Source organism: Streptomyces sp. NBC_00887, from assembly GCF_045207585.1.
In genome coordinates, this window is record NZ_CP108788.1 from 4,295,740 (window position 1) to 4,313,580 (window position 17,841).

Sequence of the window (17,841 nt, forward strand, 5' to 3'; positions counted from 1 at the left end):
CCAGCGAAAACCCCCCGGTGCGCCAGGCACCGAGGGGCTGTCGGACGGTTCAGGCCGGAGTGGCGTCCGTGTTCGGCGACGGGTCGGCAGGGGTCTCGGCGACTCCTGCGTCGGCAGCGGCCTTCTCTGCCGCCTCCCGCGCTTCTGCGGCGGCGCTGATCTCACGCCAGGCGGATTCTGCCGCCTGCTGCTCCGCTTCCTTCTTGCTACGGCCGGTGCCGGTGCCGTACGAGACACCACCGACGCGAGCAGCAGCAGTGAAGGTCTTCTCGTGATCGGGGCCGGTCTCCGTGACGAGGTACTCGGGGACTCCGAGGCTCTCGCTCGCGGTGAGCTCCTGGAGACTGGTCTTCCAGTCCAGGCCGGCTCCGAGGTTGGAGGACCTGTCGATCAGCGGGTCGAAGAGCCGGTGTACCAGCTCCGAGGCCACGCCGAGGCCCTGGTCGAGATAGACGGCGCCGATCACCGCTTCAAGGGTGTCGGCGAGGATGGAAGCCTTGTCCCGGCCACCCGTGCCCTCTTCACCGCGGCCGAGCCGGATGAAGGAGCCGAGTTCGAGGCCGCGGCCCACTTCCGCAAGTGCACGCGAGTTGACCACCGCGGCCCGCAACTTGGCCAGCTGGCCTTCGGGCAGGTCGGGGTGGGTGCGGTACAGCGTGTCCGTGACCACCAGGCCGAGCACCGAATCCCCGAGGAATTCGAGCCGCTCGTTGGTGGGCAGACCGCCGTTCTCGTACGCGTACGAACGGTGGGTCAGCGCACGCACCAGAAGGGCGGACTCGAGGTGGTACCCGAGCCGCCCTTCCAGAAGCGTGTGGGACGAGGCTGTGTTGACGTTGTCTGCCTGCTTCTTGGCGCTGGACAACTCAGACATCGGGCCTCTCACCAGCCGCTCAGACCTCGAGGACCTGGCGCTTGTTGTAGGTGCCGCAGCTCGGGCACGCAATGTGCTGGAGCTTCGGCTCCTGGCAACGCTCGCACGAAACCAGGGTGGGGACCGCAGCCTTCCACTGCGACCGGCGGTGGCGCGTGTTGCTGCGCGACATCTTCCGCTTCGGAACAGCCACGGCTACTTCTCCTGCTTCTCGTCGACGCCAGGTTCGGCGCCGCCCATGTTGTCCTTCTCGCCGTCCTGAACGGTCTCGGCGAGTCCTTGCAGTGCCGCCCAACGTGCGTCGACGGCATCGTGGTGGTGGCCGGGATTCTCGTCCAGCCTGATTCCGCATTCGGAACACAGACCGGCACAGGTCTCCTTGCACACCGGCTGCATCGGCAGTGCGAGCACTACCGCGTCACGCAGCACAGACTCGAGGTCGAACAAGCCGTCCTCGAGGAAGAACCTGTCCTCGTCGTCCTCGGCGTCGTCGACCGGGTCCGCGGTCCTGCTGCGGTTCCGGTCATCGGCGTCAGGGTACGAGAACATCTCCTGGAAGTCCGCTGCGACCTCAAGGCGCACCGGCTCCAGACACCTTACGCACTCCCCCTCGGCCGTTGCACGGGCGGTGCCTGTGACGAGCACCCCTTCCATGACCGATTCGAGGCGGAGGTCCAGCACCACGGGTGCCTTCTCCGGCACACCGATGACCCCGTCGATACCGAGATCCTTCGGCGCTTCCACCGAGCGGGTCAGCCGCTTCAGGGCACCGGGACGCCGACCCAGCTCGCGCGTATCGAACACGAGGGGGTTGCGGTGGTCGAGGTGACCGTTCAGGGCTTTTCCCGCTTTCGAAATCATGTGCAATGTGCAGCTTCCGGAGGGGCCGCCCAGGTCCGTGGAGGAAGAGGGCAGCCGGGATCGCGACATACGCGCGACCGAAGAGCCAGGATACTGGACGTACCGCCCAGCTCCCAATCCGGTCCGGACTGCCGCCGCCCCGCTCCGGTCAGCGCCCCTGTTCGTACCGGCGCAGCTGCTCCAGGTCGATCATGCTGGTGTCGAAGAGGCTGGTCTCGTCGAGCGCGCTCTCACCCTGCGGCAGGGGCGCCTGGGCCTGCTGGGGCCAGCCGTAGTCCTGCTGGGGCTGCGCCTGGAGGCCGCCCTGGTCGTAGCCCTGCTGCTGGTAGGCGGCGTACGGGTCCGGCTGCTGCTGGTAGCCGTAGCCGTCCTGCTGGTCCTGGTAGGCGTACGTCTGCGCGTACTGCGGCTCGGTCTGCGACTGGACGGGGAACCCGGTCTGCGAGGGGTCCTGGTAGTCCGCCACCCCGCCGTCCTGGTAGTCCTGCACCGTGCCGTCCTGGTAGTCCGCCACCGGCGCGTAGCCCGGCTGCGCGGGCTCCGCGTACAGGGGCTGCCCGGGTGTGTGCTGCGGCTCGGGGGTGGAGATCTCGGCCAGTCCCGCCCAGTGGTCCTCGTCGCTGGTGCGCTGGTGGCCGCCCGCGGCGTCCTGGGCCGCCATGTGCGCGCCGAGGTCGTCGGTGGCGACCCGGCCGTGCAGTTTCTGGCGGCCGCGGCCGACGGCTTCCAGGGTCTTGGCGAGCACGGCCTCGAAGGCACCGAGCTTGGTGTCGACGTAGTCGTCGGCGCGCCGCCTGAGCGTCTCGGGGTCCGCGCTGCGCTCGGGCGCCTCGGTGTAGTCCGGGTCCTCGTAGCCCTGCTCGTCGAGCCCTTCGCTGCGGCCCAGGAGCTTCTCCCGGCCGCGGTCGACGGACCCGATGGTCTTGGTGAGGACGACCTCGAAGTTGGCGAGCTTGCTGTCGACGTACTCGTCGGCCTCGCCGCGGACCTCGTCGGCCTCCCTGCGGGCCTCGGACAGGATCCGGTCGGCCTCCGCCTGGGACCGCCGGGCGATCTCGGTGTCGGAGACCAGCGAGCCGCGCTGGGCGTGGGCGGACTCGATGATCCGCTCGGCCTCCTGCCTGGCCTGCTCCACGAGCTGCTCACGGCCGCCGATGAGTTCCTCGGCGTGTGCCAGCGAGCCGGGCAGCGCCTCGCGCACCTCTTCGAGCATCGCGAGCAGCTCGGCGCGGTTGATCACACAGGACGCCGACATGGGCATGGCGCGGGCGTTCCCGACCGTTTCGACGATCTCGTCGAGCTTCTTCTGCACGTCCACCGTGTGCTCGCCACTCTCTGCTGCTGTTGGAGACGGACGGGACGACTGTAAGGCCAGTCGCCTGCCGTCCGACACCTGGTGACGGACGGTCAGCACATCACTTCTGGCCGAGACGCTCCACGAGGGCCTCGTGGACGGACGGCGGCAGCAGGTGCGAGACGTCGCCGCCCCAGGTCGCCACCTCCTTGACCAGGGAGGACGACAGGAAACTGTAGGTGGGATTGGTCGGCACGAAGAGTGTCTCGACCCCCGAGAGCCCGTTGTTCATCTGGGCCATCTGCAGCTCGTAGTCGAAGTCGCTGACGGCCCGCAGGCCCTTCACGATCGCCGGGATGTCGCGCTGCTTGCAGAAGTCGACCAGCAACCCGTGGAAGGACTCGACCTCGACGTTGCCGAAGTCCGCGGTGACCTCGCGGATCATCTCGATCCGCTCCTCGACCGTGAACAGACCGGTCTTGGACTGGTTGATCATCACCGCGACGTGCACGACGTCGTACAGCTTCGAGGCTCGGCCAATGATGTCGAGATGTCCGTTGGTGATGGGGTCGAACGACCCCGGACAGACGGCGCGGCGCAACGTGGTTCCCTCGCTCTCCGATGCGGTCATCGTGCGTCTTCGCACGTAGAGGCGGCGCGACCGTACCAAAGCGTTCCCTCGCCGTAGCGACGGGCCCGCAGTGGCTCGAATCCTGTCGGCCAGCTGAATACTCCGCCTCGGGTGCTGCGTTCCACCGTGACGAGAGCATCGTCGCTGAGCCACCCCTGAGCACGGAGTGTGAGCAGTATCTCGCCAAGATCGCCATCGGTGACGGCGTACGGCGGGTCGAGGAACACCACGTCGTAAGGGTCCGCGGGTGCCGTTCCTGTCACGATCTGCTCGGCTTTGCCCGCTCGGACTTCGGCGCCCGGCAGGCCGAGGGTGCGGACGTTGTCACGGACGGTGCGTACGGCCCCGGCGTCGGCCTCCACGAGCAGCGCGTGGACCGCACCGCGGGAGAGCGCCTCGAGGCCGACGGCGCCGGAGCCCGCGTAGAGATCGGCGACACGGATGCCGTCGAGGGTGCCCAGGAGCGCTTCCCAGGTGGAGAACAGGCCCTCGCGCGCCCGGTCGGACGTGGGGCGGGTGCCGGTGCCGGGCGGGACGGCCAGGCGGCGTCCGCCGGCCGAGCCGGCGATCACGCGGGTCATGGGTGTCTGGTCCTCGGGTAGCGGGCAGCACGCAGGACGGGACGCGTGCTGTGCTCCCACGATATGGCGTCGGTGCGGATCCGGTCCTGGTCACCCCTTGTCGAGGTACTCCTCCCTGTCCTTGTCCAGGAGCGCGTCCAGCGCGATGCGCAGCTCGGGGAGCCGCTCCAGCGCGGGGTCGTCGGCGACGACGCGGACGGCCTCCTCGCGGGCCGCCGCGATGACCTCCTCGTCGTCGATGACGCTGAGCACCCGCAGGGAGGAGCGGACGCCGGACTGGGCCTGGCCGAGGACATCGCCCTCGCGGCGCTGTTCGAGGTCGATCCGGGAGAGCTCGAAGCCGTCGAGGGTGGCGGCGACGGCCGAGAGCCTGGCCCGGGCGGGACTCGCCTCATGGGCCTCACTGACCAGCAGGCAGAGGCCGGGGGCGGAGCCCCGCCCGACACGGCCTCTCAGCTGGTGCAGCTGGGAGACCCCGAAGCGGTCGGCGTCCATGATCACCATCGCGGTGGCGTTCGGGACGTTCACCCCGACCTCGATGACGGTGGTGGCGACCAGGACGTCGACCTGGCCGGCGGCGAACCGGCGCATCACGTCGTCCTTGTCGTCGGGGTGCATCCTGCCGTGCAGCACCTCGGTCCGGAGGCCGGTGAGCGCGCCCTTGCGGAGCTGTTCGGCGATCTCCAGCACGGCCAGCGGCGGACGCTTCTCGGCGTCGTCCTCGGGGGCGGCCTGCTTCTTCCCCTTCTCCTCGGGGGCGGCCTGCTTCTTCCCCTTCTTCTCTGCGGCCCCGTCGGCGTCGTCCCCGATGCGGGGGCACACCACGTACGCCTGGTGGCCGTTCTCCACTTCCTCGCGGACGCGTTCCCAGGCACGGCTGAGGAAGTGCGGCTTGTCCTTGGCGGGGACGACATGGCTGGCGATGGGTGAGCGGCCGGCCGGGAGCTGGTCCAGGACGGAGGTCTCCAGGTCCCCGAAGACGGTCATCGCGACGGTGCGGGGAATGGGTGTGGCGGTCATGACCAGCAGATGCGGCGGCTGCTTGCCCTTGGAGCGCAGCGCGTCGCGCTGTTCCACGCCGAAGCGGTGCTGTTCGTCGACGACGACCAGACCGAGGTCGTGGAACTGCACCTTGTCCTCGATCAGCGCATGGGTGCCGATCACGATCCCGGCCTCGCCGGTGACCAGGTCGAGCAGGGCCTGGCGGCGGGCCGGGACGCCCATGGAGCCGGTGAGCAGGACCACTTTGGTGCCCCGGTCGGAGCCGCCGAGCATGCCGCCCTCCGCGAGCTCGCCCATCATCTCGGTGATGGACCGGTGGTGCTGCTGGGCGAGCACCTCGGTGGGTGCCAGCATCGCGGCCTGGCCGCCCGCGTCGACGACGGTGAGCATGGCGCGCAGGGCGACCATCGTGTTGTGCGTGACCGTGAAGTGATCGGTGACGTACGCGTGACTCGGGTGGGCGACGCTGATGCACTGGACCGGCTTTCGCCCGACGTACTCGACCGAGCGAATTCCGCGCCGGAACGTGTTGTACTTCGGTCGGGTCCGCATGCGTGAGGCCTTGCGAGTGAGTCGGAACGGCACGTACTCGGCAGGCATGGCAATCGATACAGTGAAGGCCGCCTGTTGCGGATGCACCCTGGCACGCCCACCGAGTGAACGAACGAGCCAGGCCACGTCGTCGGCCAACCGCCGCGAGGCCGAGCAGAACGAAACACGCATCCCTTGAGCGTCCACGGTCCCGTCCGTGTCCATGAGCCCTTGCAGGACGGCAAGCCGATGCTTGATCGTCGTGTTCTTGAATACTGGTGGGACGAATTTGTGGTGCGACGTGGCCCCCCACAGATTCAGCGCACGCAGCACGCTGATGACCGGGTTCTCCCGCGACCCGCTCCTCACCCCCGTCATCCGGATGGTGTAGTCACACGTCGAACCTGGCACGGGTACCAGCTCGCAGTCCGGTCCCAGTGTGGATCGCGCTGCCGTCAGGATCTCGTCGTCGGCCGTGGACAGACGCAGGTTGTGACGGAACGAGCCGTCCCCGAGCAGCAATCCGAAGACATAGGGGTCGAGGGGCGGCTCCGACCTCGATGTGAGATCCACCGGTGCGGCGGACGGGAGATACCACTTGGACGACCCGTTGGCCTTGCACGTGTCCATCCTGATCTCGCGGGTCGTCATCACCTTGGGCGTGTCCCCGCGGGCCCAGGCACAGCTGGTCCCGACGATCCACAGATGCTCGTCATCGGCTTCGACCACCGTGTCGTCGGACAGAACAAGCCGCCAGACATCCCGCTCTCCCTGGGGGTACACCCCGTCAACTGTGGCAACTTCCCCCGTGGGAACCACTACCTCGTCGCCCTGCACGACGGTCCCCATGGGCTTGAAGCCCTCGGGGGTCAGAACCAGCGCGTCGAGCGGCTGTGCTTTGCCCGAGCCGACCTCGCCCTGCAGCAGCCGGTGCATCGGGTGTTCCGTCGCCAGGTCGCCGAAGATCTCTCCGGTGACCTTCTGCTGGCCTTCGGTGAGTGTGAAGGGCAGCTTGGCGTCGAAGGCGTCGAGCAGTCCGTCGGGGACGGATCGGCGTGCCACCGCCGGGAGTTGGGTGTCCGCGTAGCGGCGGCGGGCGAGCGCGACCTGGAGGACGAAGGCCTCGTCCCACTTCAGCCGCTCCCGTGCGGCCGCGATGTCCGCCTTGGTGTGCGGGCGGTGGATCTTGAGCAGTGCCTCGGGCAGCGGGACGAATCCGCGCCCCTCCCGGAGTGTCGCGGGCAGCGGGTCGACGGCCTCCTGTGCGCTCGGCAGGACGGTGTCGACGGCCTTGGCGATCCGCCAGGAGTCGAGCTGCTTGCAGGCGGGATAGATCGGCAACAGCTGCCCGGCGAAGGAGTCCACTGCGTCCGTCGCCTCGTCCTCGTCCTGGGCGTCGAGGAGTTGGTAGGTGGGGTGGGCGAGCTGCATCTTCCGGTTGAAGACGGAGACCTTGCCGGCGAACATCGCGCGTCGGCCGGGGAGCAGCTCCTTGTGCGGCTTGTGGACGCCGTGTCCGAAGAAGACCAGCTGGAGTCTGCCGCTGCCGTCGGTGAGGGTGACTTCGAGGCGCTTGCCGCGGCCGTTGTTGAACATCATGACCCGCGCGTCGGCGACCTGCGCGACGACCGTCACGTGCTCGTCCAGCGGGAGCTCGGTGAGCGCCGTGAGGCGGCCCCGCTCCTCGTAGCGCCGGGGGTAGTGGTGCAGCAGGTCGCCGACCGTGTGCAGGTCGAGGTGTTCGGCCATCACCTTCGCGGTGGCTCCACCGAGCAGCTTCTTGAGGGGTTCATCGAACGCGGACACGCGATCCATTGCACACCACGGCACCGACAAATGTCGCCGGGCACCGCACCGGGGCCGCTACTCGACGCCGATCAGCAGGGGTGCCGCCTGGTGGCCGCCCCGGTAGATCACCGTGTCGACGGCCAGGTAGCCCTCGCGGACGTGCTCCTGCAGGGCTTCGGCCAGGGCGTCCGGGACGTCCTCGCCCAGGACCAGGGTGACGAGTTCGCCGCCCGCCGACAGCATGCGGTCCAGGACGGTCCGGGCCGTGCCGGGGACGTCCTCGCCGATGACGGCGACGTCCCCGTCGATCAGGCCGAGGATGTCGCCCGCCTGGCAGATGCCTGCCATGGTCCACGACTGCCGTTCGGCGACGGCGAGTTCGGCGTACCGGGTGGCGCCGGCCGCCGCGGTCATCGCCACGACGTCCTCGTCGAAGCTGCGGTCCGGTTCGTGGACGGCGAGCGCGGCGATCCCTTGGACGGCGGCGCGGGTGGGGATCAGGGCGACGCGGACGCCCTCGGCCCTGGCCTGCTCGGCGGCGGCCGCCGCGGTGTGGCGCAGTTGGGCGTCGTTGGGCAGCAGGACCACCTCGCGGGCGTGGGCCCGGCGGATCGCGTCGACCAGTTCGCCGCTGGCCGGCGGCTCGCCGGGCCGCGCCAGCACCGTGGTCGCCCCGGCCTCCGTGCACAGGCCGGACAGCCCGTCGCCGGGGACCACGACGACGACGCCGCGCTGGGCGGGTTCGACGTGGGCGCGGACCCGGTCGGCTGCGAAGTGCGTGATCCGGATCCGGTACGGCCGGCCGGCCTCGACGCCCGCCTCCACGGCGGCTCCGGCGTCGTCGACGTGGACGTGGACGTTCCACAGGCCGTCGCCGCCGACCACGACGAGGGAGTCGCCCAGCGCGTCCAGTCGGCTCCGCAGCCGGTCGACGGCTTCGTCGCGGGCCTCCAGCAGGTAGATCACCTCGAAGGCGGGACCGCTGTCAGGTCCCTCCGGGGCGCAGTCGCCGGTCAGGGGCAGGACGTCGGGTGCCACCGGCGCGGTGCGTGCCGGTGTCTGCCCGCCGACCGCTTCGACCAGTGCCCCGAGCACGGTCACGAGGCCTTGTCCGCCCGCGTCCACGACGCCTGCCCTGCCGAGGACGGCGAGCTGCCCGGGGGTCGCTGCCAGTGCCGTGCGCGCGCCTTCGTAGGCGGCGTCCAGCACGGCGGTGAGGTCTGCGGTGCCCGCGGTGGCCGCGGCGGCTTCGGCGGCCGCGTCGGCGACGGTGAGGACCGTGCCCTCCACGGGGTGGGCGACGGCCCGGCGGGCGGCCGTAGCGGCCTCGGCCAGGGCGGTACGCAGGTGATCCGCGTCACCCGCCTCGGCGAGCACGCCCGCCATGCCGCGCAGCAGCTGGGCCAGGATCGTGCCGGAGTTCCCCCGGGCGCCGATCAGCGCGCCGTGCGCCATGGCCCGTACGGCGTCGGCGGCGGCCGGCACGGTGGAGCCGGTCTCATGGGCCGCGAAGACCGCTTCGACGGCTGCCGCCGCGGACTCCACGGTCAGGTAGAGGTTGGTGCCGGTGTCCCCGTCGGCGACGGGATAGACGTTGATGGCGTCGATCGCCTCGCGCTCACGGCCCAGGGCTTCCAGCGCCAGTGAGCACCAGGTGCGCACCGCGACGGCGTCCAGAGCGTCGGGGGACTGCGGCACCGTGTGGTCCTCCTTGAGGCGGCCGAGGGGGGCGGACTGCACCGCAGAGTAGCCCTCGCCCGGAACACCTGGCCCGGACAGGGGCGGGCGGGACGGACCCGCGGTCCGTGGTAGTTTCGTATCTCCGACGCAGCCGTTGTATGCTGCTTCGGTTGCCCGGCGAGAGTCGGGCCATTCCTCCGGTACCGCCACTTCAGTCAAATGAATCCGGCGCGCCGGAATTCACTGTAAGTGCATCTGAAGTCTTTGGAGTGACCCGTGGCTGCCAACTGCGACGTTTGCGGCAAGGGGCCGAGCTTCGGCAACAGCATTTCGCACTCGCACCGCCGTACGTCCCGTCGCTGGAATCCCAACATCCAGCGCGTGCGTGCCGTGGTCGGTCGGACGCCGAAGCGGCTCAACGTCTGCACCTCGTGCATCAAGGCCGGCAAGGTCGCGCGCTGACGTCTCGTCGTAGCGCAGCCTTCCGGTTGCCCAAAAAGCCGGTCCACCTCGGTGGACCGGCTTTTTGCTGTGCTCCTCTCAGCCCTCAGCGGGCGCGGGTCCGCCAGCCGTGGTCGACGGGGCCTATCCCGCCGCCCAGCGCGAAGCCCGCTTCGATGGCGCCGGTCACGTACGCCTTCGCGCCCCGTACGGCCGTCGGCACGTCCTGGCCCCTGGCGAGTCCGCACGCGATCGCCGAGGCCAGGGTGCAGCCCGTGCCGTGGGTGTGCCGGTTGTCGTGCCTCGGCGCGCGCAGCCAGTGTTCCTCGCTGCCGTCCGTCAGCAGGTCCACGGCCTCCCCGGGCAGGTGTCCGCCCTTGATGACCACCCAGCGCGGCCCGTAGGAGAGCACCTCGGCGGCGGCCAGCCGCATTCCCCGCTCGTCGGTGACCGTGATCCCGGTGAGCTGGGTCACCTCGTCGAGGTTCGGGGTGGCCACCGTCGCGGTCGGCAGGAGTTTCGTCCGTACGGAATCGAGGGCCTCGGCGGCCAGCAGCGCGTCCCCGTGCTTGGAGACCCCGACGGGGTCGACGACGACGGGCGCGTCCGTCCCCGCCAGGAGGCCGGCGACGGCGTCGACGAGCGCGGCCGAGGACAGCATGCCGGTCTTCACGGCCTGGACGCCGATGTCGTCGACGACACTGCGGTACTGGGCGCGTACGGCTTCCACGGGAAGGTCCCAGGCCCCCTGGACACCCAGCGAGTTCTGGGCGGTCACAGCGGTCAGGACACTCATTCCGTGCGTCCCGAGGGCCAGCATCGTCTTGAGGTCGGCCTGGATGCCCGCACCGCCGCCGGAATCGGATCCGGCGACGGTGAGCACTCTGGGCGGAACAGCGGTCGGTATGGCCATGCCCCGGAATCTACTGGGCGTCCTCGATGGAGCCGAAGTGGTCCCAGCCGCCCTTGCTCGTCCAGGGCGCCCCGTCGACCGTGACCTGGGGCAGCGCGGAGGGGTTGAGGACCTCGCCGATCACCTTCCAGCGGGCGGGGAGCTTCACGTCCTGGGGGAAGGTCGCCACGATCGCGTGGTCCTCTCCCCCGGTGAGCACCCACTGCAGCGGGTCGACGCCGACGGCCTGTCCGATGTCGGACATCTGCGAGGGGATGTCGATCAGTCCGGAGCGCAGATCGATCCTGACCTTGCTGGCCTCCGCGATGTGTCCGAGGTCGGCGACGAGCCCGTCGCTGACGTCGGTCATGGAGGTGGCGCCGAGTCCGGCCGCCGCGGGGCCCGCGTGGTAGGGCGGTTCGGGCCTCCGGTGGGCCTCGACGAAGGCACGCGGCGAGCGGAAGCCGCGGGAGAGCACGGCGAATCCGGCGGCCGACCAGCCGAGCCAGCCGGTGACGGCGACGACGTCGCCGGGCCTGGCACCGGACCGGGTGACGGGTTCGTGGTTGCGCAGATCGCCGAGCGCGGTGATCGCGACGGTGATGGTGTCGCCGCCGACGACATCGCCCCCGACCACGGCGGCGCCGGCGACCTGGCATTCGTCACGCAGCCCGTCCATCAGTTCTGCGGCCCAGGTGACCGGGAGGTCGGCGGGTACGACGAGGCCCAGGAGCAGCGCCGTGGGCACGGCGCCCATGGCAGCGATGTCGGCGAGGTTCTGTGCGGCGGCCTTGCGGCCGACGTCGTACGCGGTCGACCAGTCGCGGCGGAAGTGCCGCCCTTCCAACAGGATGTCCGTACTGGCCACGACCCTGCGGTCGGGAGCGGCCACGACCGCGGCGTCGTCGCCGGGTCCCAGTCGTACCGCCGGAGTGGTGGTGAGCCGGGAAGTGAGCTCTCTGATGAGCCCGAACTCCCCCAACTCGCCCACGGTTCCCTTCACCGAGTCTCACCTCTCATTTATCGCACCGGACGCCTGTCCGGGCTGCTTCAGCGGCCGGAGGTCCGGACCGTGAACGGGCCGTCGACGGGAGCCGGTGGCCCCGGGACGTACGGGCATCACTGTCCCCCTTCTGCACCGGTGGGCTTGCGGTCGCGCGCCCTTGCTGCTGTCGGTACCGTCAAGAGATACGTCAACTTCTGTGCTGCGTACGCCACGCTGTGGACGTCAACCGGCCCGCAGGTCTCCCCGCGACCCGCGGCAACGCGATAACGTGGCGTCCCTTTCCCCCACATGATCCTCGTGGCCGCCCTGGAGGTTCCGTGGTACAGGCGTACATCCTTATCCAGACCGAGGTGGGCAAGGCGTCGATCGTCGCCGAGACCATCGCAAAGCTCCCGGGAGTGATCCAGGCAGAGGACGTCACAGGCCCCTACGACGTGATCGTGCGCGCGCAGGCCGACACGGTCGACGCCCTCGGCCGCATGGTGGTCGCCAAGGTGCAGCAGGTGGACGGCATCACACGAACGCTGACCTGCCCGGTCGTCCACCTCTGACCCCCCACTACGCTGGTCCGGTGACGCACACCCGCCGCCGGTCCCCCCGATCCGTACTTCTCGCCGCGCCCGCCGCCGCCCTGCTCGTCCTGGCCGCGGTGGGCTGCTCCTCCGGCGACGCTCGCCTCCCGGTCACGGCTCCCACGCCGTCGCCGGAGGCCGCAGCGTACTGCGGGGCGCTGCACAAGGAGCTGCCGAAGACCATTACCGGTCTCGAGCGGAGTGATCCCGGACCGGATTCCGTGCTGACCGCCGCCTGGGGGGACGGGGCGATCGTACTGCGCTGCGGAGTCCCCCGGCCCGCGAAGATGGACGATGTCCAGTCCGAGGCGATCGACGCGGACGGCGTCAACTGGCTGCTGGAGCAGCGGGATGACGCCGGTCCGCGGTTCACGACCACCTACCGCAAGGCGTATGTCGAGGTGACGCTCGGGGCGGAGTACGCCCACGACGCCACCCCCCTGTCGGCGTTCGCCGTACCGGTCAGGGACACGGTGCCCGAGAGTCTCTAGCCCTCGGGGTCAGCGCAGTCCGGTGGAGCGGTTCAGCGCGGACTGGATGAGCCGGTCCACCAGCTCCCGGTAGTCCACACCGCTCTCCTGCCACATGCGCGGGTACATGGAGATCGGGGTGAAGCCCGGCATGGTGTTGATCTCGTTGATGACGAACGTGCCGTCCTCGGTGAGGAAGAAGTCGGCGCGCACCAGGCCCTCGCAGGAGGCGGCCTCGAAGGCTTCGACGGCGAGCCGCCGGACCTCGGCGGTCTGCTCCTCGGTGAGCGGGGCGGGCACCAGGCCCGCCGCCGAGTCGATGTACTTGGCCTCGAAGTCGTAGAAGTCGTGCGAGGTGACCGGCGGGATCTCTGCGGGGACGCTGGCGCGGGGCCCGTCCTCGAACTCCAGCACGCCGCACTCGATCTCACGGCCGCGCAGCAGGGACTCCACGAGGAACTTGGGGTCGTGCCTGCGGGCTTCCTCGATGGCCTCGTCGAGGCCGGCGGCGTCGTCGACCTTGGTGATGCCCATGGAGGAGCCACCGCGGGCGGGCTTCACGAAGAGCGGCCAGCCGTGTTCGGCGGCGAACTCCATGATGCGCTTGCGGGCGGCGGCGCGGTCGGACTCCCATTGCCGGGGGCGGATGACCTCGTACGGGCCGACCGGCAGCCCGAAGGAGGTGAACACCCGCTTCATGTACTCCTTGTCCTGGCCGACGGCCGAGGCGAGGACACCCGCGCCGACGTACGGCACACCTGAGAGCTCGAGGAGCCCCTGGAGGGTGCCGTCCTCGCCGTACGGGCCGTGGAGCATGGGGAAGACGACGTCGACCTCGCCGAGGGCCGTGGGCACCGCACCGGGTTCGCTGAGGACGACCTCACGGCTGCCCGGGTCGACGGAGAGCGCGACGACTCCCTGTGCGGACTCGGTCAGCTGGTCCACCTCGGGCACCTTGCGGTCCGTGATGGCCATACGGGCGGGGTCGTCGGCCGTGAGGGCCCAACGTCCGTCCCTGGTGATGCCGATCGGCAGGACGTCGTACTTCGTCCGGTCGATGGCGCTCATGATGGCACCGGCCGTGACGACCGAGATGCCGTGTTCGGAGCTCCGGCCGCCGAACACGACGGCCACGCGCGGCTTGCGGCCCTGCTCGGAGCTCTGCTCGGAGCTCAGGGGGCTCTCAGGGCTCTGGGGGAGGTTCTGGCTGCTCATATCGCGATGAGCGTACCTGCTGGTAGGACTCGAGTCAGCGCCGCTCGGGCTTGGCGCTGCGCGACATCAGTTCCTTGACCGCGACCACCGGCGGCTTGCCCTCGTGGACGATGCTGACGACCGTCTCGGTGATGGGCATGTCGACACCGTGCCTGCGTGCCAGATCGAGCACCGACTCACAGGACTTGACGCCCTCGGCCGTCTGGCTGGTGGCGGCGACGGTCTCCTGGAGTGTCATCCCCCGGCCGAGGTTGGTGCCGAAGGTGTGGTTGCGTGACAGCGGGGACGAGCACGTGGCCACCAGGTCGCCGAGGCCCGCGAGTCCGGAGAACGTCAGCGGGTCGGCGCCCATGGCGAGGCCGAGGCGGGTGGTCTCGGCGAGGCCGCGGGTGATGAGCGAGCCCTTGGTGTTGTCGCCGAGGCCCATGCCGTCGGCGATGCCCACGGCGAGACCGATGACGTTCTTGACGGCGCCACCGAGTTCGCAGCCGACGACGTCGGTGTTGGTGTACGGCCGGAAGTACGGGGTGTGGCAGGCGGCCTGGAGGCGCTGCGCCACGGATTCGTCCGAGCAGGCGACGACGGCGGCCGCGGGGCGGCGTTCGGCGATCTCCTTGGCGAGGTTGGGGCCGGTGACAACGGCGATGCGGTCCGCGGCGACTCCGGCGACGTCCTGGATGACCTCGCTCATCCGCTTGGCTGTGCCGAGTTCGACACCCTTCATCAGCGAGACGAGCACCGTGCCCGCTTCCAGGTACGGGACCCAGTCGGCGAGGTTGGCACGCAGCGTCTGCGAGGGCACGGCCAGGACCGCGAAGTCGGCGCCGCGCAGTGCCTCGGCGGCGTCGGTGGTGGCCCGGACCGAGGCGGGGAGCTCAATTCCCGGCAGATAGCCCGGGTTGGTACGGGTCGTGTTGATGGCGTCGGCGACTTCGGCGCGGCGGCCCCAGAGGGTGACCTCGCAGCCCGCGTCCGCCAGGACCATGGCGAAGGCCGTACCCCATGAGCCGGTTCCGAAGACGGCTGCCTTCGCGGGGTGCGTCACGTGGGTCCCTTTCCCTCTGCCTTGCGCCGCTGTTCAGCACGGGCCTTGCGGTGATCGTAGAGCTCGGCGGGGGCCTTCTCGCCGCGGACTTCCTCCAGCTGTGCGGTGACCGCGGCCATGATGACCTCGGTGGCACTGCGCAGCACCTCGGGCGTCGGCTCGAGTCCGTAGAAGCGGGAGAGGTCAACCGGCGGTCCCGCCTGGACTGTAAGGGTCTTGCGGGGGAACAGCCGGAGCTTGTCGTCCTTGGCGTAGGGCGGCATCGCGAGGTTGGCGCCCCACTGGGCGACGGGGATGACGGGTGCCTTGGTCATCAGCGCGACGCGGGCGGCTCCGGTCTTGCCGGCCATCGGCCACATGTCGGGGTCCCGGGTGAGGGTGCCCTCCGGGTAGAAGGCGACGCATTCGCCCCGCTCGATGGCGTCGACGGCGGCGCGGAAAGCGTCCAGCGCGTCGGTCGTCTCACGGTATACGGGGATCTGTCCGGTACCACGGAGCATCATTCCGACAAAAGGGGTCCTGAACAGTCCCGCTTTTGCGAGGAGCCGTGGTACCCGGCCGGTGTTGTACTGGAAGTGACCGTACGAAAGCGGGTCCAGATACGAGTTGTGATTGACCGCTGTGATGAATCCGCCATCGGCCGGAATGTGTTCCATTCCCCGCCAGTCGCGCTTGAACAGAACCACCAGGGGCGGTTTTGCGATGACCGCCGCCAGGCGGTACCAGAAGCCGATTCTACGGCGGGACACTCGGACGCCTTCCTCTAAGGAACTGACCTGCTGCCTGGCTCGCGGCGGTGACGTCTCGCCCCCAGGCCGCTTCTGTGTGGAGAACACCGTACGCCTCGCCTGCGGGGGCGGCCCTCCGGGTTGTCGTACCGGCAGGCGAGAATAGGTCCAGATGCGTACGGAGGGGGAGATCGCCACGAACACCGACCCGACCGAGTCCTGGTCCCTGGTCGTCCCGCTGAAACCTCTCGCGCGGGCCAAGAGCCGGTTGGGGCGGGCGGCGGGTGAGGAACTCCGCCCCCGGTTCGCCCTGGCGTTCGCCCAGGACACGGTGTCCGCCGCACTGTCCTGCCGGGCCGTACGGGATGTGGTGGTCGTCACGGACGACCGGAGCGCGGGGGCGGCGCTGGCCGCGCTCGGGGCCCGCGTCGTGGCCGACGCACCGGCGGCCGGGCTGAACGCCGCGCTGGAGTACGGAGCGCGATCCGTGCTCGCGCGGCGTCCCGGCGCCGCGGTGGCCGCCCTCAACGCGGATCTTCCCGCACTGCGCCCGGGGGAATTGGCGCGGGTGCTCGAATTCTCGGCGGCATTTCCGCGTGCATTTGTCACCGATACGCAGGGAATCGGGACCACATTTCTCTCGGCGGCACCCGGGGTGGAATTGCGGCCGGCCTTCGGCGGACCGTCCGCGGCACGGCACCTGGCGTCGGGCGCCGAGGAGATCTCGCTGCCCGGCCTCGACTCCGTGCGCAGGGACGTGGACACGAGCGAGGATCTGGAGGTGGCCATGGTCCTCGGAGTGGGGCCGTACACCGCGAGGCTGCGCACCTCGGTGGCGCCGGCCGGGGACCGATAGGCTGCCGTCCATGCAGGCGACCTCGTTCACGTACGACTCCGAGACCCGCACGGGCAGCGTGCTTCTCGACGACGGCACCCCGGTGGAGTTCGATGCCGCCGCCTTCGACGCGGGCAGCCTGCGGCTGCTGCGTCCGGGCCAGCGGGTACGGCTGGAGACCGAGGGCGAGGGGGCTTCCCTCCGGATCACCCTGGTGACCCTGCAGACGCTGTGAACGGCTCCTGACAGCCCGCGGGCCGGGCTCCCCGGAGGGAGCCCGGCCCGGCGCGTATGAGAAGCGAGCGTTGCCCGGTCTCACTTCTTGCGTGCGGTGACCTTCTTGGCTGTGGTCTTGCGCGCCGTGGTCTTCTTCGCGGGCGCCTTCTTCGCCGTGGTCTTCTTGGCGGGTGCGGTCTTGGCGGCGACGGTCTTCTTCGTGGCCGTCGCCTTCTTGGCCGGGGCCGTCTTCTTCGCGGCCGCGGTGGTCTTCTTGGCCGTGGCGGTGGTCTTCTTCGCCGTGGTCTTCTTCGCAGCCGCGGTGGTCTTCTTCGCCGCGGCGGCGGTGGTCTTGCGCGCGGTGGCCTTCTTGGCGGTGGCCTTCTTGGCCGCGGCCTTCGTGGTCGTACGGGTGGAAGCACCGCCCGAGAGGCTGCCCTTGGGGGCCTTCTTCACGGCCACTTCGCCGCCCTTGGGGAGCTTCTTCGAGCCGCTCACCAGGTCCTTGAACCCCTGTCCCGCACGGAATCGCGGCACGGACGTCTTCTTGACCCGTACGCGCTCACCCGTCTGCGGGTTGCGGGCGTACCGGGCGGGGCGGTCGACCTTCTCGAACGAGCCGAAGCCGGTGACCGATACACGGTCACCGGCGACAACCGCACGGACGATCGCGTCGAGTACCACATCGACCGCGTCGGCGGCCTGCTGGCGGCCGCCGACCTTGTCGGCAATCGCTTCTACGAGCTGCGCCTTGTTCACGTCTTCCCCTTCGGAGACATCGCCGGAACGAAACTGTTCAGGCTTTTTCGCACGTTAGGCAGATATATACCGCAAATCAAACACGAAACGGGCTAATCACCCTAGTGCCGCAACGAAGTCGACTGCTGCACTGTTCCGCAGAGTCAGTCACCTTCGGGGAATCGGCCCTCATCGAGGTCCTTCATCAACCGGTCCAGACGCCTTGCCGCGTCCGGGAGATCGTGCTTAGCCGCGGCCGTGACGACCAGCAGCTTCCGGGACAGCGCCATCCTTACGCCCTCCGGGACTTGCAGTGAGCGCACCCTTGCGTGCGCTTCCTTCAATCGGTCGGCGACTTCGCCATAGAGCTCGAGTTGGCTGTCGCGTCCCATGCACCGATTGTGCCATCTGGGGCGAGTTGTCGCCCGAGGGGGTCTCAAC

At 69.7% G+C, this 17,841-nt stretch carries 20 protein-coding genes; 5 read left to right on the plus strand and 15 right to left on the minus strand.

The window, feature by feature from the left end; genetic code table 11:
• Positions 1-49 precede the first annotated feature (49 nt).
• The 8 genes from rnc to OG844_RS19465 all read right to left on the minus strand — a co-directional run bounded on the left by rnc (position 50) and on the right by OG844_RS19465 (position 9,260).
• A complete protein-coding gene (gene rnc, locus OG844_RS19430; RefSeq protein ID WP_406391863.1) occupies positions 50-874 on the minus strand; it encodes a ribonuclease III in 825 nt (274 codons plus the stop codon).
• Between the two features lie 19 nt (positions 875-893).
• Positions 894-1,067, minus strand: a complete 174-nt coding sequence (gene rpmF, locus OG844_RS19435) for a 50S ribosomal protein L32 (protein WP_003965982.1) — start codon at positions 1,065-1,067, stop codon at positions 894-896.
• Positions 1,068-1,069: 2 nt separating this feature from the next.
• Positions 1,070-1,735 (minus strand): DUF177 domain-containing protein, encoded by a 666-nt coding sequence (locus tag OG844_RS19440; protein WP_329206982.1) that lies wholly within the window; start codon positions 1,733-1,735, stop codon positions 1,070-1,072.
• Between the two features lie 148 nt (positions 1,736-1,883).
• Positions 1,884-3,053 (minus strand): cell division initiation protein, encoded by a 1,170-nt coding sequence (locus OG844_RS19445; protein WP_406391865.1) that lies wholly within the window; start codon positions 3,051-3,053, stop codon positions 1,884-1,886.
• Between the two features lie 97 nt (positions 3,054-3,150).
• Positions 3,151-3,630 carry a pantetheine-phosphate adenylyltransferase gene (gene coaD, locus OG844_RS19450; RefSeq protein WP_351172207.1) on the minus strand — a complete coding sequence of 160 codons (480 nt, stop codon included), beginning with the start codon at positions 3,628-3,630 and terminating at the stop codon, positions 3,151-3,153.
• Positions 3,631-3,656: 26 nt separating this feature from the next.
• Positions 3,657-4,241, minus strand: a complete 585-nt coding sequence (gene rsmD, locus OG844_RS19455) for a 16S rRNA (guanine(966)-N(2))-methyltransferase RsmD (RefSeq protein ID WP_406391867.1) — start codon at positions 4,239-4,241, stop codon at positions 3,657-3,659.
• Between the two features lie 90 nt (positions 4,242-4,331).
• Positions 4,332-7,589 (minus strand): helicase-related protein, encoded by a 3,258-nt coding sequence (locus OG844_RS19460; RefSeq protein ID WP_406391868.1) that lies wholly within the window; start codon positions 7,587-7,589, stop codon positions 4,332-4,334.
• A 48-nt stretch (positions 7,590-7,637) separates the two neighbouring features.
• Positions 7,638-9,260, minus strand: a complete 1,623-nt coding sequence (locus OG844_RS19465; protein WP_406396186.1) for a DAK2 domain-containing protein — start codon at positions 9,258-9,260, stop codon at positions 7,638-7,640.
• A 258-nt stretch (positions 9,261-9,518) separates the two neighbouring features.
• Between OG844_RS19465 and rpmB the strand changes: the two genes are divergently transcribed.
• On the plus strand, positions 9,519-9,704 hold the full coding sequence (gene rpmB / locus OG844_RS19470; protein ID WP_003965989.1) for a 50S ribosomal protein L28: 186 nt from the start codon (positions 9,519-9,521) through the stop codon (positions 9,702-9,704).
• An 85-nt stretch (positions 9,705-9,789) separates the two neighbouring features.
• On the opposite strand, the gene thiD is transcribed toward rpmB, so the two are convergent.
• Both thiD and OG844_RS19480 read right to left on the minus strand, forming a co-directional pair.
• Positions 9,790-10,596 carry a bifunctional hydroxymethylpyrimidine kinase/phosphomethylpyrimidine kinase gene (gene thiD, locus OG844_RS19475; protein ID WP_351172146.1) on the minus strand — a complete coding sequence of 269 codons (807 nt, stop codon included), beginning with the start codon at positions 10,594-10,596 and terminating at the stop codon, positions 9,790-9,792.
• Positions 10,597-10,606: 10 nt separating this feature from the next.
• Positions 10,607-11,578, minus strand: coding sequence for a thiamine-phosphate kinase (locus OG844_RS19480; protein WP_406391869.1), 972 nt, complete (start codon positions 11,576-11,578; stop codon positions 10,607-10,609).
• A 320-nt stretch (positions 11,579-11,898) separates the two neighbouring features.
• Between OG844_RS19480 and OG844_RS19485 the strand changes: the two genes are divergently transcribed.
• Positions 11,899-12,132, plus strand: coding sequence for an Lrp/AsnC family transcriptional regulator (locus tag OG844_RS19485; RefSeq protein WP_056791028.1), 234 nt, complete (start codon positions 11,899-11,901; stop codon positions 12,130-12,132).
• 20 nt (positions 12,133-12,152) lie between these two features.
• A complete protein-coding gene (locus OG844_RS19490; RefSeq protein ID WP_406391870.1) occupies positions 12,153-12,644 on the plus strand; it encodes a DUF3515 domain-containing protein in 492 nt (163 codons plus the stop codon).
• 9 nt (positions 12,645-12,653) lie between these two features.
• Here OG844_RS19490 and OG844_RS19495 read toward each other — a convergent pair whose 3' ends face one another.
• Genes OG844_RS19495 through OG844_RS19505 form a run of 3 tightly spaced genes read right to left on the minus strand, consistent with a single transcriptional unit; the run spans position 12,654 to position 15,632 of the window.
• Positions 12,654-13,838: a D-alanine--D-alanine ligase family protein gene (locus OG844_RS19495; RefSeq protein WP_406391871.1), complete on the minus strand. Its 1,185-nt coding sequence runs from the start codon at positions 13,836-13,838 to the stop codon at positions 12,654-12,656.
• 34 nt (positions 13,839-13,872) lie between these two features.
• Positions 13,873-14,883, minus strand: coding sequence for an NAD(P)H-dependent glycerol-3-phosphate dehydrogenase (locus OG844_RS19500; RefSeq protein ID WP_406391873.1), 1,011 nt, complete (start codon positions 14,881-14,883; stop codon positions 13,873-13,875).
• The gene (locus tag OG844_RS19505) at positions 14,880-15,632 is read right to left on the minus strand and encodes a lysophospholipid acyltransferase family protein (RefSeq protein WP_406391875.1); all 753 of its coding nucleotides are present in this window, start codon (positions 15,630-15,632) and stop codon (positions 14,880-14,882) included. Before OG844_RS19505 ends, OG844_RS19500 begins: the two co-directional genes overlap by 4 nt.
• 151 nt (positions 15,633-15,783) lie before the next feature.
• Between OG844_RS19505 and cofC the strand changes: the two genes are divergently transcribed.
• Both cofC and OG844_RS19515 read left to right on the plus strand, forming a co-directional pair.
• Positions 15,784-16,467, plus strand: a complete 684-nt coding sequence (cofC, locus tag OG844_RS19510; RefSeq protein WP_406391876.1) for a 2-phospho-L-lactate guanylyltransferase — start codon at positions 15,784-15,786, stop codon at positions 16,465-16,467.
• Between the two features lie 10 nt (positions 16,468-16,477).
• On the plus strand, positions 16,478-16,681 hold the full coding sequence (locus OG844_RS19515; protein ID WP_406391877.1) for a hypothetical protein: 204 nt from the start codon (positions 16,478-16,480) through the stop codon (positions 16,679-16,681).
• Between the two features lie 80 nt (positions 16,682-16,761).
• On the opposite strand, the gene OG844_RS19520 is transcribed toward OG844_RS19515, so the two are convergent.
• Positions 16,762-17,421, minus strand: a complete 660-nt coding sequence (locus OG844_RS19520; RefSeq protein WP_351172170.1) for an HU family DNA-binding protein — start codon at positions 17,419-17,421, stop codon at positions 16,762-16,764.
• 143 nt (positions 17,422-17,564) lie between these two features.
• A complete protein-coding gene (locus tag OG844_RS19525) occupies positions 17,565-17,792 on the minus strand; it encodes a hypothetical protein (protein WP_351172173.1) in 228 nt (75 codons plus the stop codon).
• Between the last annotated feature and the right edge of the window lie 49 nt (positions 17,793-17,841).

Bases quoted from the DNA above. Each gene is read 5' to 3' on its own strand.
- rnc (WP_406391863.1), bottom strand. From the start codon at position 874: ATGTCTGAGTTGTCCAGCGCCAAGAAGCAGGCAGACAACGTCAACACA.
- OG844_RS19440 (WP_329206982.1), bottom strand. From the start codon at position 1,735: ATGATTTCGAAAGCGGGAAAAGCCCTGAACGGTCACCTCGACCACCGC.
- rsmD (WP_406391867.1), bottom strand. From the start codon at position 4,241: ATGACCCGCGTGATCGCCGGCTCGGCCGGCGGACGCCGCCTGGCCGTC.
- OG844_RS19460 (WP_406391868.1), bottom strand. From the start codon at position 7,589: ATGGATCGCGTGTCCGCGTTCGATGAACCCCTCAAGAAGCTGCTCGGT.
- thiD (WP_351172146.1), bottom strand. From the start codon at position 10,596: ATGGCCATACCGACCGCTGTTCCGCCCAGAGTGCTCACCGTCGCCGGA.
- OG844_RS19495 (WP_406391871.1), bottom strand. From the start codon at position 13,838: ATGAGCAGCCAGAACCTCCCCCAGAGCCCTGAGAGCCCCCTGAGCTCC.
- cofC (WP_406391876.1), top strand. From the start codon at position 15,784: ATGCGTACGGAGGGGGAGATCGCCACGAACACCGACCCGACCGAGTCC.
- OG844_RS19515 (WP_406391877.1), top strand. From the start codon at position 16,478: ATGCAGGCGACCTCGTTCACGTACGACTCCGAGACCCGCACGGGCAGC.
- OG844_RS19525 (WP_351172173.1), bottom strand. From the start codon at position 17,792: ATGGGACGCGACAGCCAACTCGAGCTCTATGGCGAAGTCGCCGACCGA.